Here is a 17,770-nt window from a genome sequence, read left to right on the forward strand (position 1 = left end):
TTAACAAATGATAAAAAAGAAATTTATTTTAATTTCGCTCTAATCCTGCTTAGGCTAACTTGTGTAATTCCTAAATACGATGCTATGTGAGATAATTGTACGCGTTGAATGATGCTAGGATAGTTTTTGAGAAGTGCTAAATATCTTTCGGTTGCGGTATTAAATTGTAATGAGATAAGTCGTTCTTCCGATTTGATGAGTTCTAATTCTGAAAATTTACGACCCCAATTTGCAATTTGAATGTCTTCTAAAAATAGTTTTTGAAGCTTTTCAGTTTTTAATTCATAGAGTTCGCAATCTTCTAATAACTCTACATCTTCATATCCTTTTTGATTATTTACATAATTCTGCATGGAAACAATGGGGTCACCTTCTTTACCAAACCAAAAAGTAATTTGATTATCTTCTGAATACGCATATGCTCTTGCTATTCCTTTTTTGATAAAATAAATTCTCGTTTCAATTTTATTCGCTTTAAACAAAGTATGTCCTTTTGGAAGCTTAGTTTGAAGTATCGATTTTTTTATTAAGTCCTTTGATGTACTTGTCAGGGGATATATCGTATCAATAATTTCGTCTATTTCCATTCAATTGTTTATTATTCAGTTTAATTAAGATATTCTTTTTCGGTAATTGAATGGCAAAATTAAATTTCTCTTATCTATTTAATCCACCCTTTTTTAACTGCATTTTTACTGTAGAAATACAGAAATGTTGCTATGGCAATAACTGCTATAGGAATAATAATAGAAAATAATGCTGAGGTTTTTTTTATATCGATAATAAATAGCCAATAGAATTCTATAAAGAGTAGCGTAATTAATGAGACACCAAAAAATTTAATCGCGATTTTTTGTCTAATAAAAAGCATAAAAATACCTATAATTTCAGAAAACAAAGCAATCATATATACAATGATATACCAAAAAGGAAGCGACAGCATTTTCTCAAATTCTTCCGTGGTCAAATTTTGCTGTAAAAATTCTATTTCAAATGAACTGAAGTAAATTTCAATTATACTCCAAAAAAGAGCAGAAAATGCCACAATCCAAAAAGAATTTGGAGGTTTAATATCTAGATTCATAATACTAAGATTAATTTGATATATCCTAAAGATAAGTAACTTAACGCTAATTTTAGTGAAATAACGACCTGGTTTGATAGGTTTTATATAAAAACCACAAGTCTTTTATTAATTTTTGAATTAGCTCTGTTTTATTTCTTATGAATCGCGTTCTTAAATCATCATATTGTGGCGAATAATAACCGCTGTGTATGTTCGTACTTGTTATCTGAAAATGTCTTCTTCAACTTTAAAACTTTTAAATTCTAAAGGATTGTTACTGTGATTTAGAATAAACATTGTTTGTTGTTATTTTTTTTCGTTTTGATCCTTTATGAAGGTTTCCATGCAAACCTTATATTCTGTTTTTTCTAATCTATCTTTTATATCTGTAAAAGTGATGGTGTCTACAATACAGCCAAAATGTGGATTAGGAACTTTTATGTCATCTGCTTTTCCACAATAACTAAGTTCAGGGATAGTATCAGAAATAAGAAGGCTTATAGAATAACAGGGAGTCAAATCCTACATTTAAAAGTGGTTACGAAGAATTAAATAGGTTTACAAAAATTATTAAATCAGCGGATGGTTTTAAGGGTAACTAAGAGTGATTTGCAGCGCAGTATCGTTGAGATTTGTTGCATCTTTACTTGTACTCTACGAATACAGTATCATTCCTTACATCATATACTACAGTTTCATTCGTTGAAAATCCATTGCTATAATATCCACTATCGATTATATCAAAAATGCTGTCATTTTTAGTAATTTCTAAGATATAACTTCCATCAATTCTATGATTATTCATCGAATAAAATCGCTCCGTTTTTTGGTTAGGTCTAATATCGCTTATTAATAAAAGTGCGGCTTTTTCCGAAGTATAAAAATTTATATCCTTTAATGTTTGACTTGAATTATTAACAATAATAACCTCAATGCCATTTTTTCGTAGCTCGGTACAAGAAACAAAGCTTGCTATTGTTGTTATTATCAGCATTTTAGTGTAATACTGAAATAGATTGCCTTTTCTCTGTTTCATTTTTGTTTCTGGTAAAATTAATAGTTCTAGATTCTTATTTCTCCTTTTGTTATTACAAATATTATAACGCTTTTTATAGCTTTTTTGAAGCCGAAACTCAAAATTAAATTAATTCTTTTGGATATCACAATACACATAAATATCATATAAAATGTTAAAAGGATATTTATCATACAATTGTAAAAACATCGACATGAGGACTATATATTAGATAAAATGTTTATTTTTGTCGGAATTACTTTTAGTATTCAAATATTTTAGGTTTTAATTTTAGACTTAGTATAGATGAATGTGACATTAAATAGCCCCAAATGAAACCCAACAAAAGCCTCTTTTTGACGCTCTTCACATCTCTTTTTCTCGCAGAAATAAAGAACTGTAAGATTTTTAATAAATCTAGTAATAATCAGAGATTATTCGATGATGGTTCTCATTGTCTATTTTTTCCAATGCATAATTTATAAATTTAGTAACTTGATAAAAGTCACGATGTAATAACAAGAAATTCATTTAATTTGCCCGAATTTTTGAATTTAAAGTCAGAACTGATACCTACTTAATGTTTAACTTAAAGTTACTCCAAAATATAATCTTCCTAGCTAAGCAATTAGCTATTATCTGCATTTTTGTAGGTCTGGGTAATTCAGTTTATGCTCAAAAAATTTCTGTTCCAGAAAATATTCAGGCGGCACTATTAACCAAGGTTTTAAAATACAATCCTCAAATTCCTCAAAATAGACCAATTAAAATGTTAGTTGTTTACGATGCTAATTCTTTAGTAGATAAAGATGACTTTATTAAAGGACTTGGAGGTTCTATGGTTGTTAAAGCAATAACTCCTAAAGATTTAGAGCAAAACATTTCTGCTTTTGATGTTGTGTATTTCATGGAAGGCATCAAGGGATATTCTAAAATATGTAGGGCAAATAAAATTCTATCTGTAACTGCATCAACTAGGCTTGTAGAGGAAGGTGATATTTCACTCGGATTTGGAATTGAAAATAGTAAACCCAAGATATTGGTGAATTTAACAGCGTTAGATATGGAAGGTCAATCATTTTCTTCAGATATATTGAGGATTGGAAAAATTTTTAAATAAAGCAGTTATGAATTTTAAGGGAAAAACACTTTTATTCATTATGATCATAACATCTTTGTTATGCTTTAAAACTTTTGCACAAAAAGACAAAATTTATAATGAAATGACTCTTGAAGAGTTGTTGGATATTGATGTAGTTGTAACTGCTTCTAAACATCCTGAAGATTTATTTGAAACACCTTTATCTACCACTATTATTAGTAAGGAAGAAATAAGTAACTCTGGTGTCACCAGTATTCCTGAAGCCCTACGTTTGTCTCAAGGGTTAATTGTTAGAGAAATTACACCAGGTAATTATGATATTCATATTAGAGGGTATGATGATATTACAAAAAATGTGTATTTAACATTGTCTTATAATACGACCATATTGGTTATGATTGATAACCGAATTGTATATAGTTATTTTAGTGGTGGAACATTTTGGGAAACATTACCTGTCGACTTAAATGATGTTGAAAGGATTGAAGTTGTTAGAGGTCCTGCATCTGCATTATATGGTCCAAATGCTGTTACAGGAGTAATTAATATTATCACTTCTCATGCAAATAAAAAAGGAAAAAACATTACTGTTAATGGTCAATTGGGAACTAATAAAGCTAAAAATGCTAGTGTAAATATTGGATATAATTGGGATGATAAAACAAAGTTATCTTTCTCAGGTAATTTTTCGGAACGCTATCGTTTTGATAGTGAATATTATGATTTTATAAGAAAAGATTATGTAGGGGTAGATAGTTTAACCCTGTTTGTAACACCTGTAAAGGATATAAGCGCGAATGAGCCATGGATGTTTAATGACTATCAAAAGGAACTTGATGCTTATTACGATGAAGATCTTAGCCTAAGAAGAGCTGGAGGTAATATCTTTTTTACACATAATTATGGAGTAAATTCTAATATAGACATTGCCTTAGGAGCTCAAAAGTCTCAAAGTCAAAGAACAGGATTTTTAAATATAGCGACACCCTTATCTCAAACAGAATCGGAAAGCTATTATTTAAATGCAAAAATAAAGCATGATAACGTAAGCGGACAGTTTACTGTTAATTCTGGAAAAGATGAAAATAATTATAAATTCAATTCTTATAAGTTTACTAATATTGAAGGTAATTTAGAGTATTTTAAAGAGTTTAAAACAATTAGTATTAGACCCGGAATTAACTATAAATATTTATCATATAATAGCCCATTTACTTATAATGAAAGCTTTAGTTTTAATGAGCTTAAATATCAATTTAAGGATGAGTCAAGAGAAACTTTTTCTTATTCAGCATTCATGCTTACCGAATGGAAGCCAACTGCAAAACTTAGAGTGATAGGTGCTGCTCGATTAGATAAATTTGGGTTTAATAAACACTATTTCATGAATTATGAAGTAGCTTCAACGTACCGTATTAATAAAAATAATTTAGTACGCGCGGTACACTCTAAAGCTTCAAAGTCACCTTTCTTTTTCGATACCTATTTAAACAGTAGTATTACCACAAATTATGATCATATAGTTGATGGTGCGCCAGGTCCTATAACAGTGCCTGTAACTTTACATGTTAAAGGACAAAAAGATTTAAAATATCCCACTATCACAAGTAGTGAAATAGGGTGGAGAACTAAAATAACGAATAGTTTAAGTTTAGATCTTGAGATGTTTTATTCGCAAGTGGATAATTTTGTAAATCCAAATGTATACCACGATTATACAACGGTGCAAGAGGTTGATGATCTTGGAAATCCAGGAACTGTATTGTCTATAAGAGCTGATGGTACTGTTAAATTTGAAAATTATAATTTAAATGCTAGTCAATATGGTTTAGGCTTTACGTTAGATTATGATTTTAGTGATGAATTTAAAGCTAAGGTGTTTGGTAATTACCAAAAAACGAATATATCTGGCAGAAAAAATATTGATGTTGAATTAACAAATATTCAATTTGATTTTAGTCCTACAGGAGATATTTTAACAACTACATTAAGTAATACAACAAATCCTACACAATGGAGTGAAGATGCAACACCATCGTTTTTTGGAGGCTTTACTTTAAACTATAAGCCTAATAATAAATGGAGTTTTAATACTGATGGCTATATATACTCACAACATGAATTTGCAAATTATAATTATTATCAAATAAGTGATATAGAAAATCTTGAAAAGGATAAATCGCAAATGGATATAAAAACCAACTTGGTTTTAAATGCAAAAACTTCTTATCAATTAAATAAACATGCTTTAATAAATATTACTGCAAAAAATATACTAGGAGAACACCGAGAATATGGTTTTGCCGATAATATAGGATCTATTGTATTATTAGGCCTTCAATGGAAATATTAATATTAAATAAATATAATTTTAATCCCCAAATCTTATGAAAAACAAATACTTTTTAATAACAATCTTTAGCTTAATACTTGGTGTAACTTCTTGCAGTAAAGACGATTCGCAATCGGCCTCCGAAATGTTAAGTTCTAAAACATGGGTGATAGAAAGTAAAATGCTTTCACCTAGCATAATTTATGCAGGAGTAGAGATTACAGATATAACGTTGTTTGAAACTGATGAAACAAAAGACTATGCTTTTACATTTAATTCAGACGGTACATTACTTGTAAGAAACGCTTCAAACAACCTTATTTTAGATTCCACTTGGGCTTTTAATTCAGATGAAACTGAATTAATCTTTGGAGAAACATTAATTTATGCTATTCCATTGGTTGGTGATATAGGATACTCTTCAATAGCAATAAAGTCAATTACAAGCTCCGAAATTGTAGGTTCTGTTACCATGCCTTTTGAAGGTACAATTTACACGGTAACGATGACTTTTAAATAGTCGGGATTTTTACGTAAATCAGTAAAATTATGTTGTTTAAAAACCTATCTATAAAAGTTAAGATGATACTTGTGATTCAGCTCGTATCATTGTCTTCTCTTGTAATAGGTTTAGCGTATGTCATCTTTAGCAATATTGCTAATTTTAAAGAGGACATGAAGAATAACACCATCATTAATGCTAATTTAATTGGGGAGTATTGTGCTGTTTCACTTGACTTCGATGTTTCAGAAAATGCCGTAGAAACTCTTGAAAAACTAAAAAACATACCTTCTGTAGATGTTGGAATTGTCTACAATAATGAAAATGAAATATTTGCAGATTATTATGAAAATGGAGAGAAAGTTTTAATTTCAAATACCAATAATTCTGATTCTTGGGAGAAATTTGATGCAAATTATTTAAACGTTTACAGACCTATTTATATTGAAAACAAAAAAGTAGGTTCCATTTATTTGAGAGTTTCTACTGAAGTATTATCATTAAAAATCAGAAACTATTTAATAACTATGTTGTTGCTCTTAGTTGGCCTTCTTGTGGTCAATTATATACTTGCTGTTTGGTTACAAAAAATAGTATCAGAACCTATAATACATTTAACAAAAGCAACTAAAGAAATTTCAGAAAAAGGGAATTATCAATTGCGAGTTGAAAAGCAAGGAGATGACGAAATAGGTGTGTTAGTTGATGAATATAATAAAATGCTTCTACAAATTTATGAACGTGAAGAGTCGCTAAAGCAACGAACAACTGAATTAACTGAGACATTAGGTAATTTAAAACAAACACAACAAAAACTTGTTAATTCAGAAAAACTGGCTGCACTTGGTCAAGTAATTGCAGGCGTTGCGCATGAAATAAATACGCCTCTTGGAGCTATTCGTTCTTCAATTGGAAATATTAAAAACACTTTAAATTTTGTATTAAACGAGTATCCTATATTCATTAATCAATTGCCGAAAAAACTGAGGGACGAATTTTTATCACTCATGGAAGACTCTTTCAAAAACAGACATATGTTAACCTCCAAAGAGGAACGAGTTTTCAAAAAAAAGATAGCAGAAATATTTGAAAACCATGATATAAAAAATGCCTATTCCTTTGCAGATACTTTTGTAGATATGATGGTTGTTGAAAATGTTGAAAAATACTTGGATCTTTTACAAAATGAAGATGCCGATAAAATTTTAGAAATCGCATATAAAATTACTGGTCTACAACGAAGCACAGAAAATATAGAGTTTGCTGCTGAAAGAGCGTCAAAGGTTGTTTTTGCTTTAAAAAATTCATCCCGAATTAATAACAGTGATGAGCAAATGTTAGCAGATATAACTGAAGGTATTGAAAACATTTTAACGCTGTATAACAATCAAATTAAGCAAGGTATTGAAGTCTCTAAAAGTTATGAGAAAGTACCAAAAATTCTTTGTTATTATGACGAACTAAATCAGGTATGGACTAATATACTTCACAACGCCATTTATGCCATGGAGTTAAATGGTAAGTTGGATATTAAAGTTTATAAAGAAAAAGATTGGGTAGTTGTTTCAATTACTGACAGTGGAAAAGGTATTCCAAAAGATGAAATAAATCGAATATTTGATCCTTTCTTTAGCACCAAACCCACTGGAGAAGGAACCGGAATAGGATTGGATATTTCAAAACGAATTATAGAAAAGCATAAAGGGAAAATTGAAGTAGAAAGTAAGCCCGGTAAAACAACTTTTAATGTTTATCTGCCTATAATGAATAGAAAGGAAGAATCAACAAAATAATAAGAACAATACTATGGAGAAAACAGTAATCTTATGTGTCGATGATGAGAAAATCATATTAAATAGTATTAAAGCGCAATTAAAGGGAAATTATGGTAATTCATTTTTATATGAAACGGCAGAGAGTGCTGTTGAGGCCCTTGAGATTATTGATGAGATAATGATGGATCTTACAGTAAGATTGATAATTATAAGCGATTGGTTGATGCCTGGTATTAAAGGAGATGAGTTTTTGATTAAAGTTCATAATAAATATCCAAAAACATTAAAAATAATGTTAACAGGCCAAGCCGACTCTAATTCGATTGAAAAAAGTAAAAAAGAAGCTAGTTTATATAAATGTATTCGAAAACCATGGATTCAATCTGAATTATTTTCTTGTATAGATTCCGGGAATACTACTAATTAAAAACAGGAAGAATGAAAACGGGCGTAATTTTTTGTGTCGATGATGAAAAAATAGTTCTAAATAGCTTAAAAACTGAACTAAAAAATGCTTTCGGTAATAAGTATATTATTGAAACAGCAGAATCAGGGGTTGAAGCATTAGAGGCTATTCATAATTTACTAGACTTAAATTATGAAATTCAAGTTGTGATAGCAGATTATGCGATGCCAGTCATGAAAGGGGATGAGTTTCTAACAAAAATTCATGAACAATCACCTCATGCATTAAATATATTACTAACAGGTCAAGCTACGGTTGAAGGGGTCGCAAATTCAATAAATTATGCGGGTTTATATCGATACATCTCCAAACCTTGGCATACTGATGACCTTGTTTTAACAGTTAAACAGGCTCTTAAAAGTTACCAACAGGATAATCAGCTTAAAATTCAAAATGAAGAATTAATAGAACTAAGTACATCCTTAGAGCAAAAAGTTAAGTTACGTACACGAGAATTAAACAATAAAAATAAATTGCTTTTAGAAAAGCAACTTGAAATTACGACTCAAAATAAAGAACTTGAAAAATATAGAAATAACCTTGAAAATCTAGTTAAAGAGCGAACTTTAGAACTATCAGAAGCTAAAGATAAGGCTGAAGAAAGTGACCGACTAAAATCTGAGTTTTTAGCAACCATGTCTCATGAGTTAAGAACACCACTTAACGCTATTATAGGACTCTCTGATTTAATAGAAGGAGATTCATCTATGGAAGAAATTCTAGAGTATGTGCAAATTATAAATAAAAGTGGAGACCATTTATTAAAACTTATTAATGATCTTTTTAAAATATCTTCTATTGAATCTGGTAAAGAAAAGGTGATTATGAAAGATGTTGATTTGACTAATTTTCTGGATGAAATTCACAAATCAATGGAAATCTATCAAAAAGACCTAGGGAAACAACATTTAGGATTTAATTTAACTGTTCCGGAAGAGTATAAGAAATTAATAATATACACGGATGAGCTTAAACTAAAACATATTATAGTAAATCTCTTGAAAAATGCAGTTAAATTTTCAGAAACAGGTACTATAAATTATGGGTTTAAGATTTGTGAAAAAGAAGATAAAACGCGAATTACTTTTTTTGTTTCTGACAATGGAATTGGTATCGACAAAAGTCACCAAGATTTAATCTTTAATGGATTTACTCAAGTTAACGGTTCATTTAATAGGCTCCATGAAGGTGTTGGTATAGGACTTACCATTGCAAAGAAGCTAGTTAGTCTTTTAGATGGTATTATTTGGGTAGATTCAACACTAGGTGAAGGTAGTACCTTCTTTTTCTCTTTACCTCTTAAAAATATAACGAGAGATATCTTTATTGGTAGCTATAAAGATGATGATAGAACGCTAAAAAAGATTCAAAATTAATTATTTGTTTTCCTGTAAATGGTTTTTACAATTCATATTCTAGTCCTAAATTGATAACTGCTGATTTAACTTCTAGTACGCTATGCTCAATTGTACTAAAGTAATATCTTAAGTTTAAAGTTAACTCCTCATTCAATTCATATCCTGCACCAACTACTAAACCGAAATCAAAAGTGTTGTTTTCAAAATCCATGGTAGCATTAAATTCAGGGTCGTCAGTTGGTGATTTAATCACTTTTTCCTTTTGTTTTAAAATGAGTCCCATTTGTGGTCCAGTTTCAAAGTAAATTCCATCTGCTAAGTAATATTGTGCTACTAATGGAACTGAGATTGTTGTTTCTGTAATTTTAGTTTTAAAATCGCCAACTTTAGCAATTTCATAAGGACTTTCTCTAATTGTAACCTCTTTAATCAGAAAATTAGAACCTTGAAGTGCAAACAGTAATTCTGTGTGTATTTTAAATTTTTCATTTATATTAATAGCAGCAAATCCACCCGCGTAAAACCCCATCTTGAATTGATACTTAGCTAAGTAAAGTGATCCAGAATATTTAGAGAAATTTAAACCAGCTTTAGCTCCAAATTCAGTTTGAGCTATTGTTTTTGAACTAAATAATATTATGAAAATTCCAATTAGTAAGGCGGTTTTTCTCATTTCTTTTAGTTGTTTTTAAAAATGTTTGCAGCGGGTTTGTTCAACAATAATTTTATTTTTTACTATGCGTGGGGTAGCAGCGACGTATTCTTTATGTTATTCTAAATTCTTCTTCAAAAAAACTTAAGGAAGCTTAAAAAAAGGCATGCATTAGGTTCTTTTTCAATACTCAATATCGTTAAATATTTGTAAGGATTCCGATGTTATTACCACAAGTGTTATGATTGTGCTATTTTTTTATAATTCATTTTTATTCAGTCCCCATTTTTGTATCGAAAATAGAAATATCAGTCCTAAAAATACTCCAAATACTCCATAAACAGCATCAATTTTGTCGGCAGTATTTAAAATTGAAATAAAAAATTCAATAACTAGATTTATAAGACCAATTATAACTCCAATCATTGTTAGGTGTTTTAATGTTGAACCCATCATTAATCCAATATACCCTATGGTCACAAAAATTATTAAACTTAATGAGAAGTTTGAAACATGAGTATAAAAACCTGGAAGATTAACAAAAAGAAATTCTATTCGTATTGTCTGAATATTTCTACCGAAAAATAATACAAATGAAAAGATTAAAATTGTTAAATATCCAATTGCCGCCCATATTTTTGGTAGGTATTTTAGAGATTTTAATTTTTTTTCCAATGCAGTAATTAATTATAAATGTCATTGTTGTAAGAGTTATAATCATTTATTGCTAATTATTCATTCAATTTAAATAATTTACAACTGTATCTATAACTTCTTTGGTTCTTAGTATACGAAAGTGACCTGTTCCTTCCACTTCTTTAAGTTGGGACGCAGCCCAATTTCGGTGTACATTTTTTGATCTTATTATTGGAATAACTTTATCATTTATATCGTGAATTATAAGGGCGTCTTTTACATTAATGGTTTTTACAAAATCACTAACATTTAGAGTTTCAACGCTAATCCCTGTTTGTTTTTCTAATCGGTTAATCAATAATTTTTTCACCTTTTTATTTATTCCAACTACTTCTGAAACATCATCTATTCTTTCAGTAAACTTATCAGGTGTTGTAAGTAACACATATTTTTCAATCATTATATCTGGGTTTTTGAACAAGGCATAAGTTGTTGCAACTCCGCCAAATGAATGACTGACTAGTGATTTAACATCGAATTTTTTAATTAAAACACCTACTAACTCCGAAAATTCAAATAAGCTTGTACTTCCTTTGCTACTATAACCGTGCGACGGTCCATCGAATGAATGAACAGTATATCCGTTTTCTAGAAGTATTTCTATTAAGTCGGAAAAATTTCCTGCTTGACCTTCCCATCCGTGAATAAGAAGGACTTTGTTTTTGCCTCCTTTCCAAGTATAAAGTTTGATATTAATATTGTTATAATTAAAATTTTCTTTTTCGGATTTATTTAAGGTGTCTAACTCGTTTTTTCGAAGCTTACGAACTTGAGGATTAGTCAATTGATTATAAGCAAATGACGTTATCATATTTGGAAATAAATTAGATGCTATCTTGACTAATTGTTTTTTCATAGGCACGATATTTTTCTGTTTGCGTATAATGTGTTGTTGAATTAGATGTAACACAATGAGAGCAACAGAGACAAGTTTTTTATCACTTTCTAGTCTTTAAATTATTCAAACTTGCGTAAGACATAGAAGTGAAAGCGGGTTTATTTTATTTATAAACTAAGATAAGTTAATTATTTCTAGTGAACATAATGTAATCTTAATTGTAAGAGGATATAACTAGGATTTATTACACTTGTTTATATTGCAATCTGTACTCTGTCCTCAGTTGTTGTATTATTTTTGAGTATCTATTTTATACGAATCTTACCGTTATTAAATAATTACTGAAAGAGTACTATTTACTGTGTTTTTTGGTAGCTTGTTTTAACTATTTTATTCTTTTTTATTGATAATCTTAAAAAGATAATACATATAATTAATAATAAAAATATAGATAATATAGAATCTTCTATTCCATATATGCTTCCAGTAATTAATTCTGGGCCATTAAACTCTGCAATAAGTATGCTTCCAACATCTTCAAGTCCAGATAAATTTGATCCATAAAAAGGCTGAGCAAAATTCCAACCTAAATGAAATGCAAATGGCAGCCAAATTCTTTTAGTGTAAGTATACATTATACCGTGAGCGAAGCCAAAAAGCAAGCCTAAAATTACAGATAACGCTGTCACATTATCATTAAATATATGCGGAAGTTCAAATAGAATCGATAAAATAATCAAAGCGATATAGGTTCCAATCCAATTTTCTAATATTCTATATAAAATCGCTCGAAATAGGATTTCTTCAATTAAAGCAGCAATGACTAAAAATGAAAAGGGGGCTAAAAAATAAGAAAAACCTGAAAATTGTATGACTTTGTAATATCCAAGAAAGTATAAAATTAAAATAACAAAAGATAAAATTGAAAAGCCCAACATGAAACTTCCGAATAGTACCTTTATTATGTTTTTGTTAGATAGTTCATAAATATGTCTTTTTTCGTAAAAGCTAAAAAGATAATAGTAAGTGAATAATAATACAGCTACAGATGTGTAATTTATTATAGTATCGGCTAATGGTTTAGAATCTATTAAAAAATAAAATAAAGGCTTAGATACATAATTCTGAAAACCAATAAGAATGAGTAAGCAAATTCCAATTCCTAATATAATTTTTGAAATAGGAAAGGCAATTACTCGTTTTAGAGTTCTATTCATAAATGGTTTTTTAAAGGTGTAACCTAGATGTCAATAAAAATGAGTTACAACAGCTTTAGTGTTTTGTAAAGCGCGTTGTTGGTAGTAGCGACTAATTTAGTTTCCTTTTTTACTTCTAAGTTTATAGGAGTTGCGTAAGACTTAGAAAGGCAACGTTCACTATTGTATCTGAAATCAATATAGTTAAATATTTGTAGAAATTATGCAATATTTACTGAAGAAGTGATACTTGTTATAAGTAGGGGTGTGTAATTTTTCAATTTTTTTTCTCTTCTAGTTCAACTCTTAATGACATTGAGATATCAGAAAACTGTTTAAGATCAACAACATCTCCATATTTACTTTCTTTAGAAGAGGAGTATTAAATAATTACTGTAAGAACCATAAATGTTACGTGTGGTTTTAGTTAGGGTTTTTATTCTGAGATTTTAATATCCCGGTTCAGTTCCAATATTTTTTCAATAAATAATTCATTTGTTTTTGGACTTATGTATATTTCATTGTAATTATCATACTTTACAATCAAACCTTTTCTTGAAGTTGCTGGTCTAAAACCTACCCAAAGAGTTTTTCCTTTTATAATTTCCGTTATACGGTCTATGCTTATTTTTCCATTAAATGGCCCACTTCTGTAGATCAGTTTGTTTTCTTTGGTCAATTCGTAATTAGTTCCGAAATACAACCAAAAGAGAAGTCCGACAACAGCTAAAATCAGAAATAAAGTCCAATATTCATCTTTTTCCATTTCTCCGCTTGCAATTCCCACGATTGTGATTCCAATCAGAAAGGCGTTCATTCCGAGAATTACTACACTGAATAATATGTCTTTTTTACTGTCGAATTTCATTTTTTTTAGTTCAATCCCAATTTTTCTGAGTTCTTGAAAATAAGAAGGGCAGGCATCATTTCATTTTTCAATAACTAATTTAGTTAAATATTAATACGCTGTTATACCTAATTATTTATGCTTAAGTGCGGGCATTATTCTTTCTTGCAAAGCTCTGTATGTCGACTTTTCTGGCTCATCATTTATATTCCAACCATTAAATACAATTATTAAATTATGCTCTGGTGCTATCATTAAATACTGACCTCCATATCCGTTGGCGGAATAAATTTTGGTTTTGCCAGTATCTGTATATTCAGGAATCCACCATTGATACCCGTATCCCGTAACACTTTTCCATTGCGGTTTTACGTTTTTAAGTAAAGGGCTTGTGGATGTTGCGACCCAACCTTCAGATATAACTTGCTTACCGTCCCATTTTCCGTTGTTCAAAAACAATGAGCCAATTTTAGCCAAGTCTTCTGCCTTAAGATATAAACCGCCTTCTGTGTCAATTTCTCCATCAGGCGTTTCTTTCCAATAATACTCTGTAATGCCGAGTGGCTCAAATAATTTTTCTTCTGCCCAATCGTCAATTCGTTTACCCGTAATGGTGCGAACGATTTTTCCTAAAAGCACAGTTCCTCCACCATTATACACGAATCTTGTTCCTGGTATGGTATCCATAGGCTTACTCAGTACATATTCTATCCAATTGTCACTTGCTTCCAGCCTAAAACAGTCATTTGTAGTATCATTATGGTCAGTCTCTTCATTCCATTGTAACCCACTTCTCATGGTCAATAAATCTTTAATGGATATGTTTTGCTTTCGTTTATCTACAAAGTCGGTATCATGACCAGTCAACAAAGGCATTACTTTGTTATCAACGTTATAATCTTCATTCAAATCCAACGCAATACCTAAAAGGATGGAGGTGATACTTTTGGTTACAGACTGAAGGGTGTGTAATTCAGTTTGCTTGTAGTATGGATGCCAATCTGTACTATTGAAATTGTATTGATGATTGGTTGTGTCATATTTTTGAACAATGGTTTCATAGTCCTGTTTATATTTATAATCTGCCAATAACTCGTCATTTTGTAGCACCATAAAGCGATCAATTAATCCATAATCACCGTTATTTATTTCTGAATTAATTGAATCAATTACGGCTAAAACGACATTTAGGGAAGTTACTCTTTGAGTGTGTTTAATAGACTCTTTATCTTTATTTTTTGAATTACAGCCAATTAACGCAACTATAAGTAAAATTAAAAATGGTAGCCTTTTAATCATATTTACTATTGTTTTCATAATTTTTTAATTGAGTATAACAGCTTTCTATACTGATTGTTGCGTTTGGTGCAGCGCGATGAGGGCAGCAGCGACCAGTTCTTCATTCGTTTCTAATTCCAAATTCTTCGGAGTTTGTTGAGATTCAGAAGAGAAAACGCAATCTAAATTTCGTAAGACTAATATAATCAATTAATTACAGAAAATTTTATATTGGTTCAAAAGTAAGGAATGAAAAAAATGCGTTGTTGGTAGTTGGCTCAGACTACTTATTTTTAAACATTTTAATCATTTCTATAGGACTTTTATGCGGACGCCCAGCTGCTTTTTCAAAATTTGATATCACATTATTAGCTCCATTACGAATTCCTTCATAAATACCTGCAATGACAGTTCCTAAAAAATCACCTAATTCTCTTTTCCTTTCAGTAGCGTAATTTTCAACAGAAACCGAATTATACACAAGGTTGGTGTTGTAAACTTGGTTAATATAATCAGCCAATTGAGTTTGGGTGATGGGGTTACCTACTAAATTGTAAATTTCTCCATTGTGCTTATCTTCAAAACTCATTTTAGCGTATGCAAATCCTAATTCTTCCCGGCTGGTATAGGCGCATTTTCCGTCACCTGCAGAATTTCTAATTTCGCCTTCCTTTACATACGTATCTATATATTCTAAATCTGGTTCAATATAGATGCCGTTTCTTCCAATACTCCAATTGAGACCTGAATTTTGAACATCTTTTTCTGTTTGTCGGTTGGACTGCACTACAGAACTGAAGGCGTTGTTTTTTTCTGCTCCAACAATACTTGTATAGACGATCTTTTTAACTCCATTTGCTTTAGAAGCTTCAATCACGTTTCTATGTTGCTGGATTCTTTTTTGAGGTTCGTCCATTCCGGAAAGCAACACGACCGTGTCAACTCCTACTAGTGCTTCGTCAAATTCGGTACGATTGTTATAATCTCCTTTTCTTATTTCAATGCCAAGGTATTTTACTTTTTCGGGCGTTCTTGCAATTCCAATGACATTTTCTTTACCTATTTCTTTTATTAATTGTTTTACTATGGTTGAACCAAGTTTACCGCTTGCTGATGTTACTGCTATTTTCATTTTTAATTTTCTTTTTGAATTTGAAGGACTCGTTTCGTTATTAGATTAATTATAAATTCTGAATCTTTCCAAGCCAATTCGTGACCTTTTTCTGAAATAGAAATTACCTCTATATTCTGAAAAGTTTTTTCACTGTAATGAATGTTTTCATAAGGTACAATATTATCGGTATTTCCATGAATATGTAAAATGGGAATAGTAAGATTTTTCCAATCGTTTTCTATTAATGAAAGTTCTTTTGCGTGCACTTTCTTTTCATCACCTGCGACACGGTAGGCGGTTGGAACTAACCATCGTGTTAATTTCCACTGTGTAAATCGTGAAGCCCAGATATGCTTCTCATTAGTTGGGTCTATTGCTGGTGAAATCATTACCACTGCTTTAACGTTCGCATTTAAAACGCCTACTCTTGCTGCAATAGGACCACCATAGGATGAACCAATTACAATGATATTCTTTAATTTTTTATCGTTGATAATCGCACTCATTAATTGAGCCTGATCATCAATAGAACTTATTGGTGTGCCAAAGTTCGAATAACCATAACCAGGTCTGTCAACAGCATACATATTTGCAGTTGCTTTAAGCGTAGCATCTGTAAGGTATCCGTCCCAAGTGGAAAGAGAACTGGGTGCTCCGTGAATAAAAACGAGATTCACATTTTTGCCTTCTGATTTAATTTCTTGAATTCTAATTTTTAAATCAAGGCTATCAACTTCAACATAAGAAATTTTACTTTCGATTTCTAAATGATTAAACTTCTTTTGAATTTCTTGATCAGATTTTCGCCATTGCAAGACAGTGCAAGAAGTGCTGCTCAAACAAATAAATATTATTATCAATATGTAAAAGAAGATTTTCATGTGGTTTATTGGTTCAATGGCTTAAACTTTACTGATTCTTCTATTTTTTCTGAAAGCAATTATCTTTTCTTTTATTAACGGTATTCTAATAATAAATCCGAAGCCTACGATAACAGCATAAATAACCCAAGTTTTATCTAAAAGGGCTACGTGAAGCAAACTTAAAAAGATGGCAGCATACGAGAAGCTTTGAAGCTTTTTCCATGTTCCTTTTAGCTTCTTCATTGATTTTCTATTCGATGTTATCAATAAAGGTATGACAATTAAAACAGCTACAAATCCTACAATATAGTTTGCTTGTGTAAATGTCTCAAGAAATCCTTCAGCAATAATAAAAATGATAAAGTGAAGTAGACTCCATACGGCAGTTGAAATGCCCATAGCTTGTCTCACAAAAAGATTGTTGACGCCAAATAGGATGAAAAATGGGGTACAGGTAAGGACGGCTGTCATCCAACGTATTGCAAATTCTCCAGATATGTGATACATCATTTCTAAAGTGGTCATCCCATCGCTACCTGCATTTTTAAACAAAGCAATTGCTACTCCATTGCTAAAATCAAAAGTCAGCATGTTGAGAATGATAAATAGTGGTACTATTGCTAAAATAGTGACAATCATCCAACCGTAGTTTCTTTTTACGAATTTCATA

At 30.4% G+C, this 17,770-nt stretch carries 18 protein-coding genes; 6 read left to right on the top strand and 12 right to left on the bottom strand.

The features are described 5' to 3' along the window. Positions 1–23: 23 nt before the first annotated feature. The 3 genes from BLQ00_RS12410 to BLQ00_RS12425 all read right to left on the bottom strand — a co-directional run bounded on the left by BLQ00_RS12410 (position 24) and on the right by BLQ00_RS12425 (position 2,102). Entirely contained in the window at positions 24–587 is a 564-nt protein-coding gene (locus BLQ00_RS12410; protein WP_093144618.1) for a Crp/Fnr family transcriptional regulator, read from the bottom strand. A 74-nt stretch (positions 588–661) separates the two neighbouring features. Next, entirely contained in the window at positions 662–1,084 is a 423-nt protein-coding gene (locus BLQ00_RS12415; protein ID WP_093144619.1) for a hypothetical protein, read from the bottom strand. 625 nt (positions 1,085–1,709) lie between these two features. Beyond that, on the bottom strand, positions 1,710–2,102 hold the full coding sequence (locus tag BLQ00_RS12425) for a hypothetical protein (RefSeq protein WP_093144621.1): 393 nt from the start codon (positions 2,100–2,102) through the stop codon (positions 1,710–1,712). Between the two features lie 559 nt (positions 2,103–2,661). Between BLQ00_RS12425 and BLQ00_RS12430 the strand changes: the two genes are divergently transcribed. The 6 genes from BLQ00_RS12430 (at position 2,662) to BLQ00_RS12455 (ending at position 9,634) form a co-directional block, all read left to right on the top strand. Further along, positions 2,662–3,201, top strand: coding sequence for a YfiR/HmsC family protein (locus BLQ00_RS12430; RefSeq protein ID WP_093144622.1), 540 nt, complete (start codon positions 2,662–2,664; stop codon positions 3,199–3,201). Further along, positions 3,182–5,536, top strand: a complete 2,355-nt coding sequence (locus BLQ00_RS12435) for a TonB-dependent receptor plug domain-containing protein (RefSeq protein WP_093144623.1) — start codon at positions 3,182–3,184, stop codon at positions 5,534–5,536. The genes BLQ00_RS12430 and BLQ00_RS12435 overlap by 20 nt, the downstream gene beginning before the upstream one ends. Before the next feature lie 34 nt (positions 5,537–5,570). Continuing rightward, positions 5,571–6,035: a hypothetical protein gene (locus BLQ00_RS12440; RefSeq protein WP_093144624.1), complete on the top strand. Its 465-nt coding sequence runs from the start codon at positions 5,571–5,573 to the stop codon at positions 6,033–6,035. 155 nt (positions 6,036–6,190) lie between these two features. Then, positions 6,191–7,810 carry a sensor histidine kinase gene (locus BLQ00_RS12445; RefSeq protein ID WP_189342875.1) on the top strand — a complete coding sequence of 540 codons (1,620 nt, stop codon included), beginning with the start codon at positions 6,191–6,193 and terminating at the stop codon, positions 7,808–7,810. Positions 7,811–7,823: 13 nt separating this feature from the next. Then, positions 7,824–8,219, top strand: coding sequence for a response regulator (locus tag BLQ00_RS12450; protein WP_093144626.1), 396 nt, complete (start codon positions 7,824–7,826; stop codon positions 8,217–8,219). Positions 8,220–8,230: 11 nt separating this feature from the next. Continuing rightward, positions 8,231–9,634, top strand: a complete 1,404-nt coding sequence (locus BLQ00_RS12455; RefSeq protein WP_093144627.1) for a hybrid sensor histidine kinase/response regulator — start codon at positions 8,231–8,233, stop codon at positions 9,632–9,634. Positions 9,635–9,659: 25 nt separating this feature from the next. Here the strand turns inward: BLQ00_RS12455 and BLQ00_RS12460 are convergent, their stop codons facing one another. The 9 genes from BLQ00_RS12460 to BLQ00_RS12500 form a co-directional block, all read right to left on the bottom strand. Continuing rightward, complete coding sequence (locus BLQ00_RS12460) at positions 9,660–10,289, bottom strand: porin family protein (RefSeq protein WP_093144628.1); 630 nt, start codon at positions 10,287–10,289, stop codon at positions 9,660–9,662. A gap of 237 nt (positions 10,290–10,526) precedes the next feature. After that, a complete protein-coding gene (locus BLQ00_RS12465; RefSeq protein ID WP_093144629.1) occupies positions 10,527–10,943 on the bottom strand; it encodes a hypothetical protein in 417 nt (138 codons plus the stop codon). Between the two features lie 64 nt (positions 10,944–11,007). Further along, entirely contained in the window at positions 11,008–11,820 is an 813-nt protein-coding gene (locus tag BLQ00_RS12470; protein ID WP_139149408.1) for an alpha/beta fold hydrolase, read from the bottom strand. Between the two features lie 338 nt (positions 11,821–12,158). Then, positions 12,159–13,019, bottom strand: coding sequence for a CPBP family intramembrane glutamic endopeptidase (locus BLQ00_RS12475; RefSeq protein ID WP_093144631.1), 861 nt, complete (start codon positions 13,017–13,019; stop codon positions 12,159–12,161). A 415-nt stretch (positions 13,020–13,434) separates the two neighbouring features. Continuing rightward, positions 13,435–13,866: a PH domain-containing protein gene (locus BLQ00_RS12480; protein ID WP_093144632.1), complete on the bottom strand. Its 432-nt coding sequence runs from the start codon at positions 13,864–13,866 to the stop codon at positions 13,435–13,437. A gap of 111 nt (positions 13,867–13,977) precedes the next feature. Then, complete coding sequence (locus BLQ00_RS12485) at positions 13,978–15,162, bottom strand: serine hydrolase domain-containing protein (RefSeq protein ID WP_093144633.1); 1,185 nt, start codon at positions 15,160–15,162, stop codon at positions 13,978–13,980. 244 nt (positions 15,163–15,406) lie between these two features. Further along, positions 15,407–16,255, bottom strand: coding sequence for an SDR family oxidoreductase (locus BLQ00_RS12490; RefSeq protein WP_093144634.1), 849 nt, complete (start codon positions 16,253–16,255; stop codon positions 15,407–15,409). Positions 16,256–16,257: 2 nt separating this feature from the next. Continuing rightward, the gene (locus BLQ00_RS12495; protein WP_229792637.1) at positions 16,258–17,076 is read right to left on the bottom strand and encodes an alpha/beta fold hydrolase; all 819 of its coding nucleotides are present in this window, start codon (positions 17,074–17,076) and stop codon (positions 16,258–16,260) included. 63 nt (positions 17,077–17,139) lie between these two features. Continuing rightward, positions 17,140–17,769, bottom strand: a complete 630-nt coding sequence (locus BLQ00_RS12500; RefSeq protein WP_093144636.1) for a ferric reductase — start codon at positions 17,767–17,769, stop codon at positions 17,140–17,142. Position 17,770: the final 1 nt, after the last annotated feature.

It is taken from the genome of Ulvibacter litoralis (assembly GCF_900102055.1).
Taxonomy (GTDB): Bacteria; Bacteroidota; Bacteroidia; order Flavobacteriales; family Flavobacteriaceae; genus Ulvibacter; species Ulvibacter litoralis.

Excerpts from the sequence above, each read along its gene's own strand:
- BLQ00_RS12440 (WP_093144624.1), top strand. The coding sequence starts at position 5,571 with ATGAAAAACAAATACTTTTTAATAACAATCTTTAGCTTAATACTTGGT.
- BLQ00_RS12445 (WP_189342875.1), top strand. The coding sequence starts at position 6,191 with ATGAAGAATAACACCATCATTAATGCTAATTTAATTGGGGAGTATTGT.
- BLQ00_RS12500 (WP_093144636.1), bottom strand. The coding sequence starts at position 17,769 with ATGAAATTCGTAAAAAGAAACTACGGTTGGATGATTGTCACTATTTTA.
- BLQ00_RS12490 (WP_093144634.1), bottom strand. The coding sequence starts at position 16,255 with ATGAAAATAGCAGTAACATCAGCAAGCGGTAAACTTGGTTCAACCATA.
- BLQ00_RS12410 (WP_093144618.1), bottom strand. The coding sequence starts at position 587 with ATGGAAATAGACGAAATTATTGATACGATATATCCCCTGACAAGTACA.
- BLQ00_RS12455 (WP_093144627.1), top strand. The coding sequence starts at position 8,231 with ATGAAAACGGGCGTAATTTTTTGTGTCGATGATGAAAAAATAGTTCTA.
- BLQ00_RS12450 (WP_093144626.1), top strand. The coding sequence starts at position 7,824 with ATGGAGAAAACAGTAATCTTATGTGTCGATGATGAGAAAATCATATTA.
- BLQ00_RS12470 (WP_139149408.1), bottom strand. The coding sequence starts at position 11,820 with ATGAAAAAACAATTAGTCAAGATAGCATCTAATTTATTTCCAAATATG.
- BLQ00_RS12425 (WP_093144621.1), bottom strand. The coding sequence starts at position 2,102 with ATGAAACAGAGAAAAGGCAATCTATTTCAGTATTACACTAAAATGCTG.
- BLQ00_RS12475 (WP_093144631.1), bottom strand. The coding sequence starts at position 13,019 with ATGAATAGAACTCTAAAACGAGTAATTGCCTTTCCTATTTCAAAAATT.
- BLQ00_RS12485 (WP_093144633.1), bottom strand. The coding sequence starts at position 15,162 with ATGAAAACAATAGTAAATATGATTAAAAGGCTACCATTTTTAATTTTA.
- BLQ00_RS12480 (WP_093144632.1), bottom strand. The coding sequence starts at position 13,866 with ATGAAATTCGACAGTAAAAAAGACATATTATTCAGTGTAGTAATTCTC.
- BLQ00_RS12460 (WP_093144628.1), bottom strand. The coding sequence starts at position 10,289 with ATGAGAAAAACCGCCTTACTAATTGGAATTTTCATAATATTATTTAGT.
- BLQ00_RS12415 (WP_093144619.1), bottom strand. The coding sequence starts at position 1,084 with ATGAATCTAGATATTAAACCTCCAAATTCTTTTTGGATTGTGGCATTT.
- BLQ00_RS12430 (WP_093144622.1), top strand. The coding sequence starts at position 2,662 with ATGTTTAACTTAAAGTTACTCCAAAATATAATCTTCCTAGCTAAGCAA.